The organism is Trinickia symbiotica, from assembly GCF_002934455.1.
GTDB lineage: Bacteria > Pseudomonadota > Gammaproteobacteria > Burkholderiales > Burkholderiaceae > Trinickia > Trinickia symbiotica.
Map to the genome: position 1 here is coordinate 47,407 of NZ_PTIR01000015.1, position 18,091 is coordinate 65,497.

Here is an 18,091-nt window from a genome sequence, read left to right on the forward strand (position 1 = left end):
TGCGAGAGCTCGCCCCTCATTGCGGCGGGGCGTTGCCCGGCGAGCCCGACGACGACGCGGAAGGCGGCGTGACGGCAACCTCGTTCGATGCGCCGCCGTGCTTGTCGACCGGAATGCGGATGGTGCGCACTACGCCGTTGCCGAGTGGGAAATCGGCGAGCGCGCTGCGCACGAGATACGGCATCGCGCGAACTAGCGAGGGCTCCTCGTCCGTATTACGCGCCGTCACGTTGTAGACCTCCTTGCCCGATGCCCGCTCCGTGATCCGTATGCCGAGCGTATGCGTATAGACGGGATACGACTGGCTGACATAGCCCGCCGGGAACGGGCCGAACGGCCCCCACGGATCGATCGGCCGCCAGAACGGCCCCGGCCAGGGGTTCGCATAGTAGACGGGCTGCGAAACCGTCACCGTATCGCCGTGACTCGAGTACTCGAGGGCGACGAGGTAATGCGCCTGCCCACTCGGCACCGGCTTGAACGAGTCAGTCGCGAGTTCGTTGGCCACAAGTTGCTCGTACGTCGCCTGTTCGATGCTGTTCTGCTGTTGCGGCGTGCGGCTGAACGCGTAAGTCCGCGTCGCATCGCTGCCGCTCCACTCAGAAAACGCCGTCACCTGTGTCGTCACGTACGTCGTGCAGCCCGAGAGCCACATTGCGCCTATCGCAAGCACTGGCATGACCGCGCGCCGCCATTGCTCCCACTTCGCCATCATCTTCTACCTCGCCTTATCTCAAATGCTCGCCGACTTCCCCCGAGAGGCCGGTGCGATGATACGCCAACGCGGCGAACGCGCCCGCGCCTTTGTACAATGGCTGGGATCCCTTCATCCAAGTATCGATCCGCCATGTCCGACACCGCCACTTCCACTGTGATTCGCCGGGCCGACTACACGCCGCCCGCCTTCCTGATCGATTCGGTCGCACTGGAGTTCGACCTCGTGCCCGAGCGTACGTTCGTCAAGAGCACGATGCGCGTGCGCCGCAACCCCGACGCGGCGCCTGCTGCGCGACTCGACCTGATGGGCGAAGCGCTCGAGCTGGTCTCGGTTGCGATCGACGGGGCCCCGCACCCGGCCCACCGCGCGCACGAGCATGGACTCACCGTGGACAATGTTCCCGACGCCTTCGAGCTCAGCATCGAAAGTGTCTGCAAGCCGGCCGAGAATACGACGCTCTCGGGCCTTTACGTATCGAGCGGCAACTTCTTTACGCAATGCGAGGCGGAAGGTTTCAGGCGCATTACCTACTTCCTCGATCGCCCCGACGTCATGTCGACCTATACGGTGACGATCAGGGCCGACAAGGCGGCTTACCCCGTGCTGCTGTCGAACGGCAACCTCGTCGAGGCGAGCGACCTGCCCGACGGCCGGCATGCCGCGAAATGGGACGATCCGTTCAAGAAGCCGAGCTATCTTTTCGCGCTCGTCGCCGGCAAGCTCGTCGCGCTCGAGGAGCGAATCCGCACGAGCTCGGGCAAGGAAAAGCTGCTGCAGGTCTGGGTCGAGCCGCACGATCTCGACAAGACGCGACACGCCATGGATTCGCTGATTGACGCCATCCACTGGGACGAGGAGCGCTTTGGCCTCGAGCTCGACCTCGACCGTTTCATGATCGTCGCGGTCAGCGATTTCAACATGGGCGCGATGGAAAACAAGGGCCTCAACATCTTCAACACGAAGTATGTGCTGGCCAATCCGGAGACCGCGACCGATACCGATTTCGCCAACATCGAGGCCGTGGTCGGCCACGAGTACTTCCACAACTGGACGGGCAACCGCGTCACTTGCCGAGACTGGTTCCAGTTGAGCCTGAAGGAAGGCCTGACGGTGTTTCGCGATCAGGAGTTCTCAGCCGACATGCAAGGCGGCGCGACCGACGGCGCCGCGCGAGCGGTGAAGCGCATCGAGGACGTGCGCGTGCTGCGGCAGATGCAATTCGCCGAGGATGCGGGCCCGATGGCGCATCCGGTGCGGCCGGAAAGCTACGTCGAAATCAACAACTTCTACACGATGACCGTCTATGAAAAAGGCGCGGAAGTCGTGCGGATGTATCAGACGCTGTTCGGCCGCGAGGGTTTTCGGCGCGGCATGGACCTCTACTTCAAGCGCCACGACGGGCAAGCGGTAACCTGTGACGATTTTCGCCACGCGCTGGCCGATGCAAATGGCCGCGACCTCACGCAGTTCGAGCGTTGGTACAGCCAGGCGGGCACGCCGCGCATTGCCGTGCGCACCGCCTATGACTCGGCCGCGCGCCGCTATGCGGTCACGCTCTCCCAACGCTACGGCGACGCCGCGCCAGCCGCGCGGGAAACGCAGAAAGGCCCGCTTCTGATTCCGTTCGCGATCGGCCTGATCGGCCGCGACGGTGCCGATCTGCCACTGCGCCTCGAGGGCGAGCCGGCGGCCGGCGGCACGACGCGCGTGCTCGAGTTGACCGAGGCAGAACAGACCTTCACGTTCGTCGACGTCGAGCAACCTCCGCTACCCTCGCTGCTGCGCAACTTCTCGGCGCCCGTCATCGTCGAATACGACTACACCAACGACGAACTCGCTTTTCTGCTCGCGAACGATAGCGATGCGTTCAACCGATGGGAAGCCGGCCAGCGCCTCGCGACGCGCGAACTGCTGGCGCTCGCCGAACGAGCCGCCGCCAATGAGCCGCTGTCGCTCGACGATTCGGTCGTCGCCGCGTTCGCCCGCGTGCTGACGGACGAATCGCTTTCCCCGGCATTCCGCGAGCTCGCACTCGTGCTTCCCTCCGAACCCTATCTGGCCGAACAGATGGCCGAAGCGGATCCGGCGGCCGTGCACATGGCGAGACAGTTCGTCCGCCAGCGCCTTGCCACCGCACTGCGCGAGGAATGGCTGGCCGTTTATGCGCGCCACGAAACACCGGGTCCCTTCGAGCCGACGCCGCAAGCGGCCGGACACCGGGGGTTGAAGAACCTCGCGCTCGCCTACCTCGCCGAGCTCGACGATCCTTCTGATGCGATTCGCCTGGCCGTCGCGCAATACGATTCAGCCAACAATATGACCGATCGTGCCGCGGCGCTTTCGGCGCTGCTCGCGGCGTCCGCTACGCGTTCGGCAGCGCAGGCGGACGGAGCGCTCGACGACTTCTATCGGCGCTTCGAGCGCGAACCGCTCGTCATCGACAAGTGGTTCGCGATGCAAGCCACGCAGCGCGGCAGCCAGGAGCGGCCGATCATCGATACGGTGCGCAGGTTGATGGGACATCCCGCCTTTACGTTGCGCAATCCGAACCGCGCGCGCTCGCTGATATTCAGCTTCTGCTCGGGCAACCCCGCGCAGTTCCATGCCGCGGACGGCTCCGGCTATGCGTTCTGGGCCGACCAGGTGATCGCGCTCGACGCATTGAACCCGCAAGTGGCCGCGCGCCTCGCGCGAGCGCTCGAGCTCTGGCGGCGCTATACGCCGGCGTTGCGCGAGCGTATGCGCGCAGCGCTCGAGCGCGTAGCGGCGCAAGCGTCTTCGCGTGATGTCCGCGAAATCGTCGAAAAGGCACTGGCGTAATGCAACCTGCCTGGACGACGTAACGGCCGCTAGCGCCGCCCACGCCCTCGAGCGTGGGCGACCGCGCAAAAACCCGCGGCCACGTCCGTCCCGGCGAGTAAAATTCCGGCATCTCACTTGGCTTTCCGGAGTCCGCAATGTCCTTGCAACGACGCACCACCCTCACGAAGTATCTGATTGAGCAGCAACGCGAGAACAACAATCTGCCCGCGGATCTGCGCCTTTTGATCGAAGTTGTCGCGCGTGCGTGCAAGCTGATCAGCTACCACGTCAGCAAAGGCGCGCTGGGCGAAGCGCTCGGCACCGCGGGCACGGAGAACGTCCAAGGCGAAGTGCAGAAAAAGCTCGATGTCCTGTCGAACGAGATCCTGCTCGATGCAAACGAATGGGGCGGCAACCTCGCTGCGATGGCCTCGGAGGAAATGGAAACGCTGTTTCCGATTCCTTCCAAATACCCGCGCGGCGAATACCTGCTCGTCTTCGACCCGCTCGACGGCTCGTCGAACATCGATGTCAACGTCTCGATCGGCACGATCTTCTCGGTTTTGCGTTGTCCGAACGGCTCAGAAGCAACGGAGGATTCGTTCTTGCAGCCCGGCACGCGTCAGGTGGCGGCCGGCTACGCCGTCTACGGGCCGCAAACCGTTCTCGTGCTGACCACGGGCAACGGTGTGAATGGCTTCACGCTCGATCGCGAACTCGGCTCATGGGTGCTGACGCATCCCAACATGCGCATCCCTGAAGACACGCGCGAGTATGCGATCAACGCATCTAACGCCAGGCACTGGTATCCGCCCGTGCAGCAATACGTGAACGAACTCATGGCCGGCAAGACGGGGCCGCGGCAAGCGGACTTCAACATGCGTTGGGTTGCGTCGATGGTGGCGGACGTTCATCGTATTCTGAGCCGCGGCGGCATCTTCATGTATCCGGCCGATCGGCGCACGCCTGACAAACCGGGCAAGCTGCGGCTGATGTACGAAGCGAACCCGATGTCGTTCATCGTCGAGCAGGCAGGCGGCGCGGCAACGAACGGCAGGCAACGGATTCTCGAAATCGAGCCGAAGAGCCTCCACGAGCGCGTGGCGGTCTTCCTTGGCTCGAAGAACGAAGTGGAACGCGTGACCCGGTATCACGAGGAAGGAACGACGGCCGCCGGACGAAGCGCATAAAAAATTGACGCAGGGGCTTGCAACGAACGCAGACCTGTCTCTATAATCTCGGTTCTCCGGTTGCCGGAATAGCTCAGACGGTAGAGCAGCGCATTCGTAATGCGAAGGTCGGGGGTTCGATTCCTCTTTCCGGCACCAACAGAATCATGCAAAAGGCCCAATCTTCGGATTGGGCCTTTTGCTTTCAGCTGCGATCGACACTGCTCGCATGAAGCAACGGTGGGCGAATAGGAGCAATGAAAACGGCCGCATATCCCTATGCGGCCGTTTTCATTTGTCAACGTGCCTCAAATGTCGAAGAACACAGTCTCCCGTCCGCCGTTGGGCGTGTCTTGCAGCCGGATATCGAACGTGTAGACCGTTCTTCCGTCGCGCTCGCTACGCTCGGCGATCAACGTTTTGCGCCGAACTTCCCATTCGATGCCCGTCAGTACCGGGTCGCGCTGATTGGCCTCCGCTTCGTCGCTGAAGTAAAGGCGCGTGTGCAATCCGATGTTGATCCCGCGCGCGAACAGCACCATGCAAATGTGCGGCGCCTGCGTCATGCCGTTGCGACCTGCCACCTGCCCGGGCTTGATCGTCTCGAACCGATAGAGGCCTGTCTCGAAATCCGCACCGGTGCGCCCCCATCCGCGAAACGACGGATCGAGCTGTTTCGCCTGCCGGTCCGCCGGATGCGCGTATTTGCCGTCGGCATTGGCTTGCCAAACTTCGACGAGCACATCGCGCACGAGCGAGCCGGAACCGTCGTAGACGTGCCCTTGGATGTCGATGCGCTCGCCGCGTGTCTCGTCCGCCACGAGCACATTCCCGAAATTGTTCTCGAAGATATCGAAGCCCGCCTGCTTCGGCGCAAGGCCGATATGGACATAAGGGCCTCCCGTTTGCGATGCCGTCTCGTCGAAATGGACGAGGCCCGACGACGCCGGCGACGGATGCGACGAAAAGAAGAACGGTTTGGAGGACATCACTTGGCTCCCTGAATCTGAATCGCCTGCTCGAAATGCGTGGCACGCCGCCCGCGCAACGTGATGTCGAAGCGATAACAGCGGCTGTCGAGCGGAATGTGATTGGCCGTATCGAGCAGCGCAATGAGCCCGCGAATCTGCTCTTCGCCCGGGACAGTCTTCAAGATCGGGCATTGAGCGATGAGCGGATCTCCCTCGAAGTACATTTGCGTGATGAGCCGTTGCGCCCAGCCGTCGCCGCTCAGCGAGTAATGGATATGCGACGGCCGCCAATCGTTGATACGGTTGCGCCACGGGTAGGGGCCGGGCTTGATCGTCCGGTAGAAGTAGTACCCGTTCTCGTCGGTCAGCATGCGCCCGCATCCGCCGAAGTTCGGATCGATCGGCGCGATGTATTTGTCGTTCTTGTGACGGTATCGGCCGCCCGCGTTGGCCTGCCATACCTCGACGAGCGCGTTGCGCACGGGACGCCCGAACTCGTCTCGAACATAGCCGTGCACGACGATGCGCTCGCCGATCGGCAGTCCGTCTTTCGCGAAATTCATGATGAGGTCGTTGTCGAGCGGGCCCAATTCATCCGGCGAAAAAACAGGCGCTGTCGTTTCGGACAACGTAGCCAGCGTCGAAATCAGCGCATTGCGCGGCGAGCGCAGTACGCTCGTCTTGTAGCCGGCCGTGTAAGCGGGCGGGTGAAGCGTCGTCTCGCGCTGCGCGAATTCGCCGTACGCCGCGCCCTCCCCGGCTGCCGAGATATGCATCGTTCGTCTCCTCTAAACGGATGGCCGCGGCCAAACGGCGCCACGGCGAGCCCTCAATGTAAGGTGAATAAAGCTTTAGGTAAATTGACATGTTCTGCCACTTTCCATAACCTCAGGTGATGGAAAACCGAATCCGCTTTCGCCATATCACTTGCTTTCTCGCCATCGCGCAGGAACACAGCCTCGGCCGCGCAGCCGAGCGGCTTCACCTCAGCCAGCCGGCAGTCTCCAAAACGCTTTCCGAGCTCGAAGCCCTGGCGGGCGCGCAGTTAGTCGAGCGCGGCCGTCACGGCGCTCGGCTCACGCAGGCAGGCGAGCATTTTCTCCGCTATGCGGCGGATGTCGGGCGCGCGCTCGATTCGGCCGGCGCCGCGCTCGCCGGCGCAGTTGAGCCATCGGCCGCGATCCTCGACATCGGCGCATTGCCCACTGTCGCAAGCGGTTTGCTGCCCGATGCGTTGACACGCTTGCGCGAAGTGCGGCCGCATGCCGGCATACGCCTGCGCACGGCGACGAACGCGGTCCTGCTCGCGGCGCTCAAGGCGGGTGAACTCGATTTCGTCGTCGGCCGCATGGCCGAGCCCTCCGCCATGCAAGGTCTTTCTTTCGAACTACTGTATGGCGAGCGGCTCATCATGGCCGTTCGCCCTCGCCATCCGCTGCTGGGCAAAGCCGGCATTTCCCTGGCGGCCGTGCTCGCCTATCCGCTCGTCGTCGCTCCGGCCGGCACGGTGCCGCGGCTGCATACGGACGCGTGGCTCGATGCCCATGCGCTGCGTGTGCCGCCGAGCTCGATGGAAACCCTATCGGTTTCCGTGGCCCGACTCTTCGTGCGGCGTTCCAATGCGGTCTGGATCACGCCGCAAGGAGCCGCGCGCGACGATTTCGACGACGGCCTGCTGGCCCGTCTCGACCTGCCTACGGCCAGCGCGGAGGAACCCGTCGGGATCCTGCGCCGCAGCGCGGGCGCCCCGAGCGAATTGGCGCAACTGCTGCTCGATCTGCTGAGGGACTGCGCGCGCGATGCGCGGCCCGAACGTCAGTCCGGCCGCAAACGAGCAACCCGCGCTTCTTGACCGGCGAGGGAAGCCGGACATACCATCGGCCGTGTTTGTTCGTTATGCGACGTATTGTTCGGTTATCGAACAGGCAATAGCTCACATCACGCGAGTCATCGAGGACCGCCCGCTATGGTTCAAAACTTCGAAGGACGACTAACCGATCGGCTGACCTCCACCGACGCGATGATCGCCGTTTTCTCGCCAAGTGCGACGGTGCAGCGCATGCTCGACATCGAAGCCGCGCTCGCGCGTGCCCTGGCTGCGTGCGGCGTCATCCCGGCCACCGCTGTCGATTCGATCGAGGCGGCTTGTCACGCGGATCGGATCGACGCCGACGCGCTGACCGAGGCCGCTGCTCGAGCCGGCAACCTGGCGATTCCGCTCGTCAAGCAGCTGACGGCGCTCGTCGCATCGAGCTCGCCGGAAGCCGCGAAGTATGTCCACTGGGGTGCAACGAGCCAGGACATCATCGATACGGGGATGATCCTGCAGTTGCGAGACGCGCTTGCGGCCATCGAGGCCCAGCTCGGTACGCTGTCGGCGGCGCTCGCGCGGCAGGCCGAGCGCCATCGTTCGACGCCGATGGTCGGACGAACCTGGCTGCAGCAGGCATTGCCGATCACGCTAGGCTTGAAATTCGCCCAATCGCTCGACGCGATCGAGCGCCACCGCACGCGGCTCGCGCAACTGCGCGCGCGGGCGCTGGTCGTCCAGTTCGGCGGCGCCGCCGGCACGCTCGCAAGCCTCGGCGAGCGCGCCGACGCGGTCGCGCAGGCTCTCGCGCGTGACCTTCAATTGCCGTTGCCCGCCATCCCCTGGCATACGCATCGCGATCGCATCGCCGAAATCGCGACCGTGCTCGGGCTCGTCACCGGCACGCTCGGCAAGATCGCGCGCGATGTTTCGCTGCAGATGCAAACGGAAATAGGCGAAGTCGCCGAGCCGTCCGGGGCCGGCAAGGGCGGCTCGTCGACGATGCCGCACAAGCGCAACCCGGTCGGTTGCGCTGCCGTGTTGAGCGCGGCTGCGCGTACCCCCGGCCTCGTCGCCACGATGCTCGCGGGCATGGTCCAGGAGCACGAGCGCGCGCTCGGCGGATGGCAGGCCGAATGGGAGACGCTGCCCGATATCGTCCGACTCTGCGCCGGCGCCGTGGCGCAGGCGACCGAGATCGTCGACGGTCTAGAGATCGACACCGGACGCCTTGCCACCAACCTCGACGCGACTCGCGGCCTCATCCTGGCGGAAGCGATCATGCTTGCGCTCGGGGAAACGATGGGCCGCCTCGAAGCGCACCATCTCGTCGAACACGCCTCGAAAGAGGCAGTGGCGAGCGGACGAAGTTTGCGTGAAGTGCTGGCGACGAACGTGGAGGTGACGAAGCAGCTATCGACGGAGCGACTCGACGCGCTCTTCGATCCCGCCAACTACAGCGGACGCGCCGAGGCCTTCGTCGATGCGGTGCTCGACGCGTTCCGCACTCGCAAACCCAACTGGAGTTCAGACCAACCATGAACGACGAAGACCGTTATGACGCCGGTATGACCGTGCGTCGGGCCGTGCTAGGCGATGCGCATGTCGATCGATCGATCGCGAACCGAACAGAGCTCACCGCCGATTTTCAGAACTTGATCACACGCTACGCGTGGGGGGAAATCTGGACTCGCCCTGGCCTGCCCCGCCACACGCGCAGCCTGCTCACGATCGCGATGATGGTGGCGCTGAATCGCGGCGAGGAACTCGCGCTGCATCTGCGCGCTGCAAAAAACAATGGCGTCACGCGGGAGGAGATCACGGAAGTCCTGCTGCAAACCGCGATCTACTGCGGCGTGCCGGCAGCGAACTCGGCCTTCCACCTCGCCGAGCGCATTTTCCGTGACGAAGACGAATCGAGCGCGTGAGCGCGCCGGCAAAGCGTGACCGGTTCGGCAACGTTCGTTTCCGGACAGATCGTCTCTATCTTGCATGATAAGTCGCACGGCGCGATTGGACGCCGTCGACGTGCTCTCGGGAAACTCCTGACGGCGCGCGCTTCACAAAAAGGGTATGTGTGCCGTTAATGCAACAAAGCGGCAACAAAGCGTTAAAAATCGCTTCGCTGCTGGCATGGACCCGTGAGCGCGTCGGATAATCGCCTTACGCGAGGAGAGACATCATGGAAGCAAAACCCGCCTACATTCCGCCCCCTGACAAGGTCGCGAGCCCGGATCCTGAGCCGGTAGGCGTCGAATTTCTGGGCGCTGCGCTGCCCGAACACGTTCGTGCGTTTTTCGACGAGCAACGCAAATCGTGCGATTCCAAATGACCGTGCGTCATGCCGGTAACAGGCCGCACGACGCGGCTGGTCATGCGCGCTCGCCGCAAACGCGAGTCGCGCGGGGCGCGCACGTGCAAACCTATTGATGTGGATCTGCAGGGTCGGTCGCATGCCGAGCCCGTTCCGTCTGCCCGTTCGTTCCGCTCTATCCAGTCAGCCCGCAAGCGCCGCTGTCCATGCGCCGCGTCGTTACACGGCGGATGGCTTGCCGAGGCTTGCTGATTCCGCTCCGATCCCAACGCCGATGAAACGTTCTCTCCGCGCCTTTATCGCTTGCCTGACCGTCCTCAGCGCCGCCATGCTGGCGTCTCCCTGCAACGCGGTTGCCGATGGTGACGACACACCGCTCGTGAACCTCGTCGCCTTGGCGTCGCAACGCCTGGCCCTTGCCGTGCCCGTCGCCCAGTGGAAGTGGGCCAACCATCGACCCATTACGGACCCGCCGCGCGAAACGGCACTGCTCGCCGACGTCGAGCAGCGGGCGCGCGCCGGCGGCGTGGATCCCGCCTTCGCACACGCGTTCTTCCAGGACCAGATCCAGGCAAGTAAAGAGGCACAAACCGCACTGTTCGAGAAGTGGCGGACTTCAAGGCCCCCCGAGGGCCCCGCGCCCGACCTGGCCGCATCGACGCGTCCGCAGCTGGACCGGCTCACTCGAGCGATGATCGCGGCGCTCGCGCGCGTGCAGCCGTTGCGCGACGCGCCTGATTGCCCGACGCGGCTTGCGCGCAGCGTCCAGAACTGGAAATCGATGACGCGCTACGACGCGAGCGAAGCCGCGCCTCTGTCGACCGCACTCGCGCACGTCTGTTCGGCCGGCGGAATGGGTGGCGTCGGTTGAGATGGAAGACTAAGCACTCGAAGACCGCGCGCGAGACGCGATTCCAGGATCCGATAGGTCGATAGCTCGAACGCCGGCGCGCCACGGCGCCCCGCCGCGAGGTCGGCGGCCTGCTTCAGCGAAGGCGCGGCGCCGAGGTACCGCCACAGATCGACGACATGGAACGTCGGAGCTGCATCATCGTCACGGGGACCGCGCTCCTCGAAGGCGATCGCGCCGTCGTAAGGCCAGGGAGCATCGCACGGATCGTTGCGCCCTGCCCTCGGTATGCGGTTGAATCTTGGCTTCAAATCGGCGATCCACTGCGCCTCGGTCAAGAGAGCGCCAATCTCGCCACCCGTCTCGCACCATTGCACACGCCGAACCTGTTCGGCAATCCGCAGCTCGCGCGCCGAGCGACGCTCGCCCACGAGGTGGGCGCGCACGCGCTGGCGCAAGCGCACACTGCGCCCGACATAGAGCGCCACGCCTGCTTCGTCGTAAAAGGCATAGACGCCGCAGCCGGCCGGGGCGCTGTCGAGCAGATCCTCCGTGATTTCTCCGGCGATGCGGTAATAGCGCACGGTTCGCTCGATCTGCTCGCGAAGGACGTCGATCGCCCAGCGGCCATGCAGCGTGCGCCAGAACTGCCACAGCAGATCAGCGTCCGCGAGTGCACGGTGGCGCGCGAGCGGCACGAGCTCATGGCGCTCGATGAGCGCATCGAGTCCGTGCCGCTTCTCCTCGGGGAAAAGCGCGCGGGAGAGGCGCACCGTACAGAGAACGTCGGGATTGAAAGCAAAGCCGGCGCGCTTGAACTCGCTACGCAGAAAGCCGCGATCGAAGCCGGCGTTGTGTGCGGCGAAGAGCCTGCCGTCGAGACGCTCGAACAATCCGGCCGCGATCGCCTCGAACGGGGGCGCATCGCGCACCATCTCGTCGGTAATGCCCGTGAGCTGCTGAATGAACGGAGGGATCGGTTGCCGAGGGTTGATCAGCGTGCTCCAGCGCGAAACGCCGTGCGGCCCGGCCTCGACAACGCCGATTTCGGTGATCCGATGGTCGGAAAGGGAACCGCCCGTGGTCTCGAGATCGACGAAAACGACGGAGGTATCGACTGCCGCATTCGGCAGAGGGGATTCGGACATGAAAAAGCGCTCGGTGCGACGATGACCGAAGTATGCCTCAATCATCGGCGTACGACCGAGCGCCTGGCCGGCCGACGCGCGCCTTTGCGCGAGGCGCACTCCGTCCGGACGAAATTGTCAGCTTAAAGCGGACGAATATTGGCCGCCTGCTTGCCCTTGGGGCCAGTTTTCACATCGAACTCGACCCGCTGATTTTCCTTCAGGGACTTGAAGCCATCCGCCCGGATTTCGGAGAAATGCGCAAACAGATCTTCACCGCCCTTGTCCGCCGTGATGAATCCAAACCCTTTAGCATCGTTGAACCATTTGACGACACCAGTTTCCATAGTACTAATTCCCTCGAGATTTTTAATAGACGGGCAGCGCCCTCCACCGAAACCCATGCCTCGGGCATGACACCGCCGCCTCTCCGCCGGCCGCGCCATACCGGGTCAATCCGGCGCTGTTGTTATAAAGGGAACGGCGACGGCTCGTCAAGGAATTTTTCATTAATTGGGCAAACGTCCGATCCATTGCGCATAGCCTGCAAACGGATTGGGAAACCGCCGTCAATGTTACCTACTACTAACGATCCGGCACCGATAAAGGGAAAAACCTACCGGTGTTGCAACAAACCTTTTCGAGTGTAAGTATTTTTCCGGGTTGCCGCGGCTCGCACCGAACTGGATCATCGAATCAGAAGATAGGTTTGCGCTGTGGAGATTGTCATGCGTATCGCAGATGTGAAGCAGTTTTTCTCCGGCCTGCTGCGGATTCCCCGCGTCACGGGCCCCGTTGGCGTCGCGAGCGGAGCTGCACCGCTAGACTTCGATCCATTCTGGCATGGAGATCACTGGCAGAACCTTCTCGCTTCGCCGATGGACGCCCGGCACTATGTCATGGAAGACTGGGCCGTGCCGTCGTCGGAAGAGCGTGAATCAAATCGCGACGCATCATCGAAGGATCGCCGCCGCGGGCGCCGCGTGGCCTGACGGCGACGCACGCCGCCGGCTGATCGAATAACAGCCGGCGCCCCCCCAAAAAAAGCGCGGCCAAAGAGCCGCGCAGACAAAGGTTTGGAGACCTCTTTTTCGGTTCGCGAAAAAGTCCGCTCGCTAGAGCAGAGAACCCAGTGTAATCAGAATCGGCCCGGCGATCATCCCCGCGCGCCGCAATCCTGTATTTCCTGCCCCTCAATAATCGTCACCAAACCGTCACGAGCCGCATACGCGAATGGTTTCCGCGTGTGACGAAAACACAACATCCAATTGTCTCGCAATGCATGGCGCGAAGCGGGAACTTCCGCCGAAGCCCTTGCCCGGCAAGGCTTTCGAGCACTTCTCGCGCCGTTGCGCGAACTCGAATACTTTATTGCATGAATCGCAATGGCGATATGGGCGAAGAGATATTTACACTCGGCCGAGTTGGGAAGAGCCGGGTTGTTTCGCTGTTCGCCGGTCTTCATGCTCGATTCGCCTCTCGCATTATTAGGGCATGATCGCTTCCCGAAGCAGTAAATAAACTTCCTGTTAAACGGAGTAAGAAAGATGAAAAAGACGCTTCTGGTCGGCGCTCTCGCCGGCGCATTCGCAACGATGGCGCACGCACAGAGCAGCGTTACGCTGTACGGGCTGATCGATGCCGGTATCACCTACGCGAACAACTCCGGAGGTCACAGCCTCTGGCAAGAATCGAACGGCGCAATCAACTCGAGCCGTTGGGGCCTGCGCGGCGCTGAAGACCTCGGCGGCGGCCTGAAGGCGATCTTCACGTTGGAAAACGGCTTCAGCATCGCCAATGGCACGCTCGGCCAGCAAGGCCGTGAGTTCGGCCGTCAAGCTTTCGTCGGTCTGTCGAGCGACCAGTTCGGTGCCGTGACCCTCGGTCGTCAGTATGACGACGTCGTCCAGTACCTCGGGCCGCTCTCGCTGACGGGCACGCAATACGGAGGCACCTTCTTCGCCCATCCGTTCGATAACGACAACCTCGACAATACGTTCCGCGTCAACAACTCGGTTCACTATCAAAGTGCGAACTACGCCGGCTTCAAGCTCGGCGCGATGTACGGGTTCTCGAACTCGACCGGTTTCTCGAACAACCGCGAGTACAGCGTCGGCGCGTCGTACAGCTTTGCCGGCTTCAATTTCGCCGCGGCTTACCTGCAATTGAACAGCGGAGTGAACTCGATCACGGCTGCGAGCCCGCTCAATTCGGGCGGCGCCGTGACCGACTCGCCGTTCCTCGCTCAGCGTCAGCGCACCTGGGGTGCCGGCCTGAACTACACGTTCGGCCCCGCAACGGCCGGCTTCGTGTTCACGCAGACCCGCCTCACCGGTGCGGCGAGCATCAGCGGTGGCACCATCGGCAACGGCACGGCGGTGAGCTTGCTGGCCGCCCCTGGCGTGCCGGGCTCGATGCGCTTCAACAACTACGAAGTGAACGCCCGCTACGCGCTGACGCCGGCTCTGAGTCTGGCCGCCGAATACACGTACACGGACGGAAGGTTGAACGGCCTCAGCCCGAAGTGGGGAACGGCCGGCCTGCTCGCCGACTACTACCTCTCGAAGCGTACCGACGTGTACCTGCAAGGCGAATACCAGCACGTGATGAACACCGCGGGCGGTACGTTCAATGCCGATCTCAACACGTTCAAGGCGTCGTCGACCTCCAACCAGGTCGCTGTCACGGCCGGTATCCGTCACCGGTTCTAATAAGATTCGAAGAAACCGTTGGACCCTCGAAGGCGCCGCTTGCGGCGCCTTTTTTTTGTGCTTTGTCGGTTACTCGCCCGCTGACGGATACCGTACGTCGAGCACGTCGATCTGCTCGGCTCCCGCGGGCGTATGCAGCGTGACCACGTCCCCGATCCGCGCCTTCAGCAACGCGCGCGCAATCGGCGAAATCCAGCTCACGTGCCCCTGCTCAAGGTCCACTTCGTCGACGCCAACGATCGTGACGGTATGCGTTTCGCCATCTGAAGTGGCGTAGTCGACCGTCGCCCCGAAAAACGCCTGATCGACGTTCTCCTGTTTGCTGCTGTCCACCACTTCGGCCAAGTCGAGCCGTTTCGTCAGAAAGCGAATGCGCCGATCGATCTCGCGCAGCCGCCGTTTGCCGTAAATGTAATCGCCGTTCTCGGAGCGGTCCCCGTTCGAGGCCGCCCACGAAACCAGCTTCACGACTTCCGGCCGTTCCTCGTCGATGAGGTGCAACAGTTCGTCCCGCAGGCGCTTGTGGCCCGCGGGCGTGATGTAGTTCTTCGTGCCCGCCGGCACCTCGGGCTGCGTGATCTCCAGATCGTCGTCTGCGTCGTCGTCGCCCGACTCTTTCACGAAAGCTTTGTTCATGATGCTCAACCAAACTACGAGGGTTCCTTCAATCGAACTTCTAGCGTACACGATCGTTGGAGTCGACATAAGATCGGCCTGCACCGTCCCCTGCAATGGCGGCGGCAGCCGTTCGCGGCCGGAGACGGTTAGGAGCAAGCCGCGTCAATGAAGCGACGAGCACTTCCCTTTTTTCTGGAGTTTGCTATAATTTCGCTTCTGCGTGCGGCTGTAGCTCAGTTGGATAGAGTACTTGGCTACGAACCAAGGGGTCGTGGGTTCGAATCCTGCCAGCCGCGCCACCTTTTCGAGAGCCTTCTTAGCGGAAGGCTCTTTTCTTTCACCGCGATAAGCGGTGGAATGCACCGTCTGACGTGCGGCTGTAGCTCAGTTGGATAGAGTACTTGGCTACGAACCAAGGGGTCGTGGGTTCGAATCCTGCCAGCCGCGCCATCTTCGAAGGGCCTTCCGAACGGAAGGCCCTTTGCCTTTTCGGCGGTGGTACAGGACACGTGCATCTTTATGACACATGCCTCTTCAGAACATCAATAATCGGCCCGCTCGCGCTCGACGCGCATGCCACCGTCGTGCCGATGATGCCCCTCTTCGCTTGGCCGCTCGCGCGCGATACGAATGACGTCGGGATTCGTCCGCACCCGGCGCATCACATTGGCGAGATGCACGCGATCGCTGACCTGAATCACGAAACGCAAGCATGTGGACTCGTGCGACAAATCCTCGTCCATCGCAATGTGGACGATATTCGCGTCCGCCGACGTGATATCGGCCGCCACGCGTGCGAAGACGCCCTTCGTATTCTTGACGAGCACCTTGATTGCGACGTCGAAGAGCCGTCCTGGCTGCGGCGCCCATGCCACGTCGATCCAGCGCCCCGGATCCCGCCGGTGAATGCGCTGGGCAACACGGCAATCGGTGGTATGGATCGCCATGCCGAGCCCGATGCCGATGTAGCCCATGATGTCGTCCCCCGGGATCGGCCGGCAGCAAGCCGACAACTGCACGGACATGCCTTCGGTCCCCGTGATCACGACCGGCGGCGCATGCGGCGTGTGGGCGTGGTCTCCGCGCGGATGGTCTTCGTCCGCATCGCGCCCGCTGATGAGCACTTCGATGCGCTTGGCCATCACCGCGGCGACACGCCGCCCGAGGCCGATATCGGCAAAGATCTCCTGACGATTCTTGTTGCCCGTCCATTGCACGAGCTTGTCCCATATCTCCGGCTCAACGTCCGCGAGCGAAAGACCGTACCCCTTGAGACCTTGGTCGACCAGGCGCTCGCCCAACTGCACCGATTCGTTGAGACGCATCGTCTTCAGGTAGTGCCGGATCGCCGAGCGCGCCTTACCCGTGCGCACGAAGCCGAGCCAGGCAGGGTTCGGCTTCGAATACGGCGCCGTGATCACTTCGACGATGTCGCCGCTCTTCAGCTCGGTGCGGAGCGGCAGCAGCTCGTTGTTGATTTTGACGGCGACGCATTGGTTGCCGAGGTCGCTATGGATCGAATACGCGAAGTCGAGCGCCGTGGAGCCGCGCGGCAATGCGATGATCTTGGACTTCGGCGTGAAGACGTAGACCGCATCCGGAAACAGGTCGATCTTGACGTGCTCGAGGAACTCGCTCGAATCGCCTGCTTCGCTTTGGATATCGAGCAGCGATTTCAGCCACTGGTGCGCACGCTTTTGCACGTCGTTGAGGTCGGCGGCGCCGCTCTTGTAGAGCCAATGCGCGGCCACGCCCGCTTCCGCGATCTCGTGCATCTTGCGCGTACGCACCTGGAACTCGATCGGGGCGCCGAACGGACCCACGAGCGTCGTATGGAGCGACTGATACCCGTTGACCTTCGGAATCGCGATGTAGTCCTTGAACTTGCCCGGGACCGGCTTGTAGAGCGCATGCAGCGCGCCGATGCAGGTGTAGCACTCGAGCGGTGAGCCGACCACGACACGGAAACCGTAGACATCTAGCACCTGCGAGAACGAAAGCTGCTTGTCCCGCATCTTCTTGTAGATGCTGAAGATCGTCTTTTCGCGGCCCGTTACCTCCGCGTCGATATGGGCGTCGGCGATCGCGCGCTGCACCGACTCGAGGATCTTGCCGACCACCTCTCGCCGATTCCCGCGCGCGGCCTTCACCGCCTTTTCGAGCGTCGCGTAGCGGTTCGGGTTGAAGTTCGCGAAGCTGAGATCCTGGAGCTCGCGATAGGTGTTGTTGAGGCCCAGCCGATGCGCGATAGGGGCGTAGATATCGAGTGTTTCGCGCGCCACGCGACGCCGCTTTTCCGGCGGCACCGCGCCGAGCGTTCGCATATTGTGGAGCCGGTCCGCCAGCTTCACGAGGATCACGCGCACATCGCGCGCCATCGCGAGCAGCATCTTGCGGAAATTTTCCGCCTGCGCCTCCTCGCGATTGCGAAACTCCATCTTGTCGAGCTTCGACAATCCATCGACGAGTTCGGCGACTTTCGCACCGAAGCGCTCCGCCAGTTCGGCCTTCGTCACCCCCTGGTCTTCCATCACATCGTGCAGGAGCGCGGCCATGATCGATTGCGCGTCGAGCTTCCAGCCCGCGCAAGTCTCCGCGACAGCGACGGGATGCGTGATGTACGGTTCGCCGCTCTGACGGTATTGGCCCAGGTGAGCTTCGTCGCTGAAATGGAAGGCGGCCTTGACCTCCTTGATCTCCTCGGGGCTCATGTAGCCCCCGAGCATCGACGTCAGCTTCGCGATCGAGACGACATCGTGCTTGCGAGGTTGCTCAGGGGTGGCCGTCGGCCCGAACAGGTGGCGGAACGACTGTTCGAGAACCGCGTCGATGTATTTGCGCGCAGCGCCCGGCGCCTCGTGTTCGTGTTCGCGTTCGAGGTGAAGTGCTTCGGCGTCAGCGGCAGCGGAGGCAGACGATGGGGTGTTGCTCATATTCGCCTCCGTTCAGGGTTGCAGGACAGAGTACACGTTTCGCACGATCGCGGAAGACCCGACACGGC

At 62.9% G+C, this 18,091-nt stretch carries 17 protein-coding genes and 3 tRNA genes; 12 read left to right on the forward strand and 8 right to left on the reverse strand.

The annotated features are described in order from the left end of the window. Positions 1-16 precede the first annotated feature (16 nt). Positions 17-715, reverse strand: coding sequence for a DUF4136 domain-containing protein (locus B0G57_RS20440; protein ID WP_018440570.1), 699 nt, complete (start codon positions 713-715; stop codon positions 17-19). Positions 716-847: 132 nt separating this feature from the next. Here B0G57_RS20440 and pepN point away from each other — a divergent pair, with 132 nt between their 5' ends. From pepN to B0G57_RS20455, 3 genes are all read left to right on the forward strand, one after another. Then, positions 848-3,538 (forward strand): aminopeptidase N, encoded by a 2,691-nt coding sequence (gene pepN / locus B0G57_RS20445; protein WP_020566166.1) that lies wholly within the window; start codon positions 848-850, stop codon positions 3,536-3,538. A 137-nt stretch (positions 3,539-3,675) separates the two neighbouring features. After that, positions 3,676-4,710, forward strand: coding sequence for a class 1 fructose-bisphosphatase (locus B0G57_RS20450; protein ID WP_018440568.1), 1,035 nt, complete (start codon positions 3,676-3,678; stop codon positions 4,708-4,710). A gap of 62 nt (positions 4,711-4,772) precedes the next feature. Then, positions 4,773-4,848, forward strand: a tRNA-Thr gene (locus tag B0G57_RS20455). Between the two features lie 149 nt (positions 4,849-4,997). On the opposite strand, the gene pcaG is transcribed toward B0G57_RS20455, so the two are convergent. Together pcaG and pcaH are read right to left on the reverse strand one after the other, a co-directional pair. After that, entirely contained in the window at positions 4,998-5,678 is a 681-nt protein-coding gene (gene pcaG / locus B0G57_RS20460; protein ID WP_018440567.1) for a protocatechuate 3,4-dioxygenase subunit alpha, read from the reverse strand. Then, on the reverse strand, positions 5,678-6,436 hold the full coding sequence (gene pcaH / locus B0G57_RS20465) for a protocatechuate 3,4-dioxygenase subunit beta (RefSeq protein ID WP_018440566.1): 759 nt from the start codon (positions 6,434-6,436) through the stop codon (positions 5,678-5,680). The genes pcaG and pcaH overlap by 1 nt, the downstream gene beginning before the upstream one ends. A 119-nt stretch (positions 6,437-6,555) precedes the next feature. Between pcaH and pcaQ the strand changes: the two genes are divergently transcribed. From pcaQ to B0G57_RS20485, 5 genes are all read left to right on the forward strand, one after another. Continuing rightward, positions 6,556-7,512 (forward strand): pca operon transcription factor PcaQ, encoded by a 957-nt coding sequence (pcaQ, locus tag B0G57_RS20470; RefSeq protein ID WP_018440565.1) that lies wholly within the window; start codon positions 6,556-6,558, stop codon positions 7,510-7,512. A 114-nt stretch (positions 7,513-7,626) separates the two neighbouring features. Continuing rightward, on the forward strand, positions 7,627-9,012 hold the full coding sequence (locus B0G57_RS20475) for a 3-carboxy-cis,cis-muconate cycloisomerase (RefSeq protein WP_018440564.1): 1,386 nt from the start codon (positions 7,627-7,629) through the stop codon (positions 9,010-9,012). Continuing rightward, entirely contained in the window at positions 9,009-9,398 is a 390-nt protein-coding gene (gene pcaC / locus B0G57_RS20480) for a 4-carboxymuconolactone decarboxylase (protein ID WP_018440563.1), read from the forward strand. Before B0G57_RS20475 ends, pcaC begins: the two co-directional genes overlap by 4 nt. 254 nt (positions 9,399-9,652) lie before the next feature. Further along, the gene (locus B0G57_RS31420) at positions 9,653-9,802 is read left to right on the forward strand and encodes a hypothetical protein (RefSeq protein ID WP_018440562.1); all 150 of its coding nucleotides are present in this window, start codon (positions 9,653-9,655) and stop codon (positions 9,800-9,802) included. Positions 9,803-10,058: 256 nt separating this feature from the next. Continuing rightward, the gene (locus B0G57_RS20485) at positions 10,059-10,655 is read left to right on the forward strand and encodes a chorismate mutase (protein WP_083925600.1); all 597 of its coding nucleotides are present in this window, start codon (positions 10,059-10,061) and stop codon (positions 10,653-10,655) included. On the opposite strand, the gene B0G57_RS20490 is transcribed toward B0G57_RS20485, so the two are convergent. Both B0G57_RS20490 and B0G57_RS20495 read right to left on the reverse strand, forming a co-directional pair. After that, positions 10,574-11,782, reverse strand: coding sequence for an exonuclease domain-containing protein (locus tag B0G57_RS20490; RefSeq protein ID WP_083925606.1), 1,209 nt, complete (start codon positions 11,780-11,782; stop codon positions 10,574-10,576). The two genes, B0G57_RS20485 and B0G57_RS20490, sit on opposite strands and share 82 nt — an antisense overlap. A 122-nt stretch (positions 11,783-11,904) precedes the next feature. Further along, positions 11,905-12,108, reverse strand: coding sequence for a cold-shock protein (locus tag B0G57_RS20495; protein WP_018440558.1), 204 nt, complete (start codon positions 12,106-12,108; stop codon positions 11,905-11,907). A 381-nt stretch (positions 12,109-12,489) separates the two neighbouring features. Between B0G57_RS20495 and B0G57_RS20500 the strand changes: the two genes are divergently transcribed. Beyond that, positions 12,490-12,753 (forward strand): hypothetical protein, encoded by a 264-nt coding sequence (locus B0G57_RS20500; RefSeq protein ID WP_026229646.1) that lies wholly within the window; start codon positions 12,490-12,492, stop codon positions 12,751-12,753. A 164-nt stretch (positions 12,754-12,917) separates the two neighbouring features. Here B0G57_RS20500 and B0G57_RS30945 read toward each other — a convergent pair whose 3' ends face one another. Beyond that, positions 12,918-13,226 (reverse strand): hypothetical protein, encoded by a 309-nt coding sequence (locus B0G57_RS30945; RefSeq protein ID WP_146013344.1) that lies wholly within the window; start codon positions 13,224-13,226, stop codon positions 12,918-12,920. A gap of 82 nt (positions 13,227-13,308) precedes the next feature. Between B0G57_RS30945 and B0G57_RS20505 the strand changes: the two genes are divergently transcribed. Next, positions 13,309-14,472: a porin gene (locus B0G57_RS20505; RefSeq protein ID WP_018440556.1), complete on the forward strand. Its 1,164-nt coding sequence runs from the start codon at positions 13,309-13,311 to the stop codon at positions 14,470-14,472. A 69-nt stretch (positions 14,473-14,541) separates the two neighbouring features. Here the strand turns inward: B0G57_RS20505 and greB are convergent, their stop codons facing one another. Then, positions 14,542-15,108: a transcription elongation factor GreB gene (gene greB / locus B0G57_RS20510; protein ID WP_018440555.1), complete on the reverse strand. Its 567-nt coding sequence runs from the start codon at positions 15,106-15,108 to the stop codon at positions 14,542-14,544. Positions 15,109-15,312: 204 nt separating this feature from the next. Here greB and B0G57_RS20515 point away from each other — a divergent pair. Then, positions 15,313-15,389, forward strand: a tRNA-Arg gene (locus B0G57_RS20515). A gap of 74 nt (positions 15,390-15,463) precedes the next feature. After that, positions 15,464-15,540: transfer RNA gene (locus tag B0G57_RS20520), tRNA-Arg, on the forward strand. Between the two features lie 92 nt (positions 15,541-15,632). On the opposite strand, the gene B0G57_RS20525 is transcribed toward B0G57_RS20520, so the two are convergent. Further along, positions 15,633-18,023, reverse strand: a complete 2,391-nt coding sequence (locus B0G57_RS20525) for a RelA/SpoT family protein (RefSeq protein WP_018440554.1) — start codon at positions 18,021-18,023, stop codon at positions 15,633-15,635. Between the last annotated feature and the right edge of the window lie 68 nt (positions 18,024-18,091).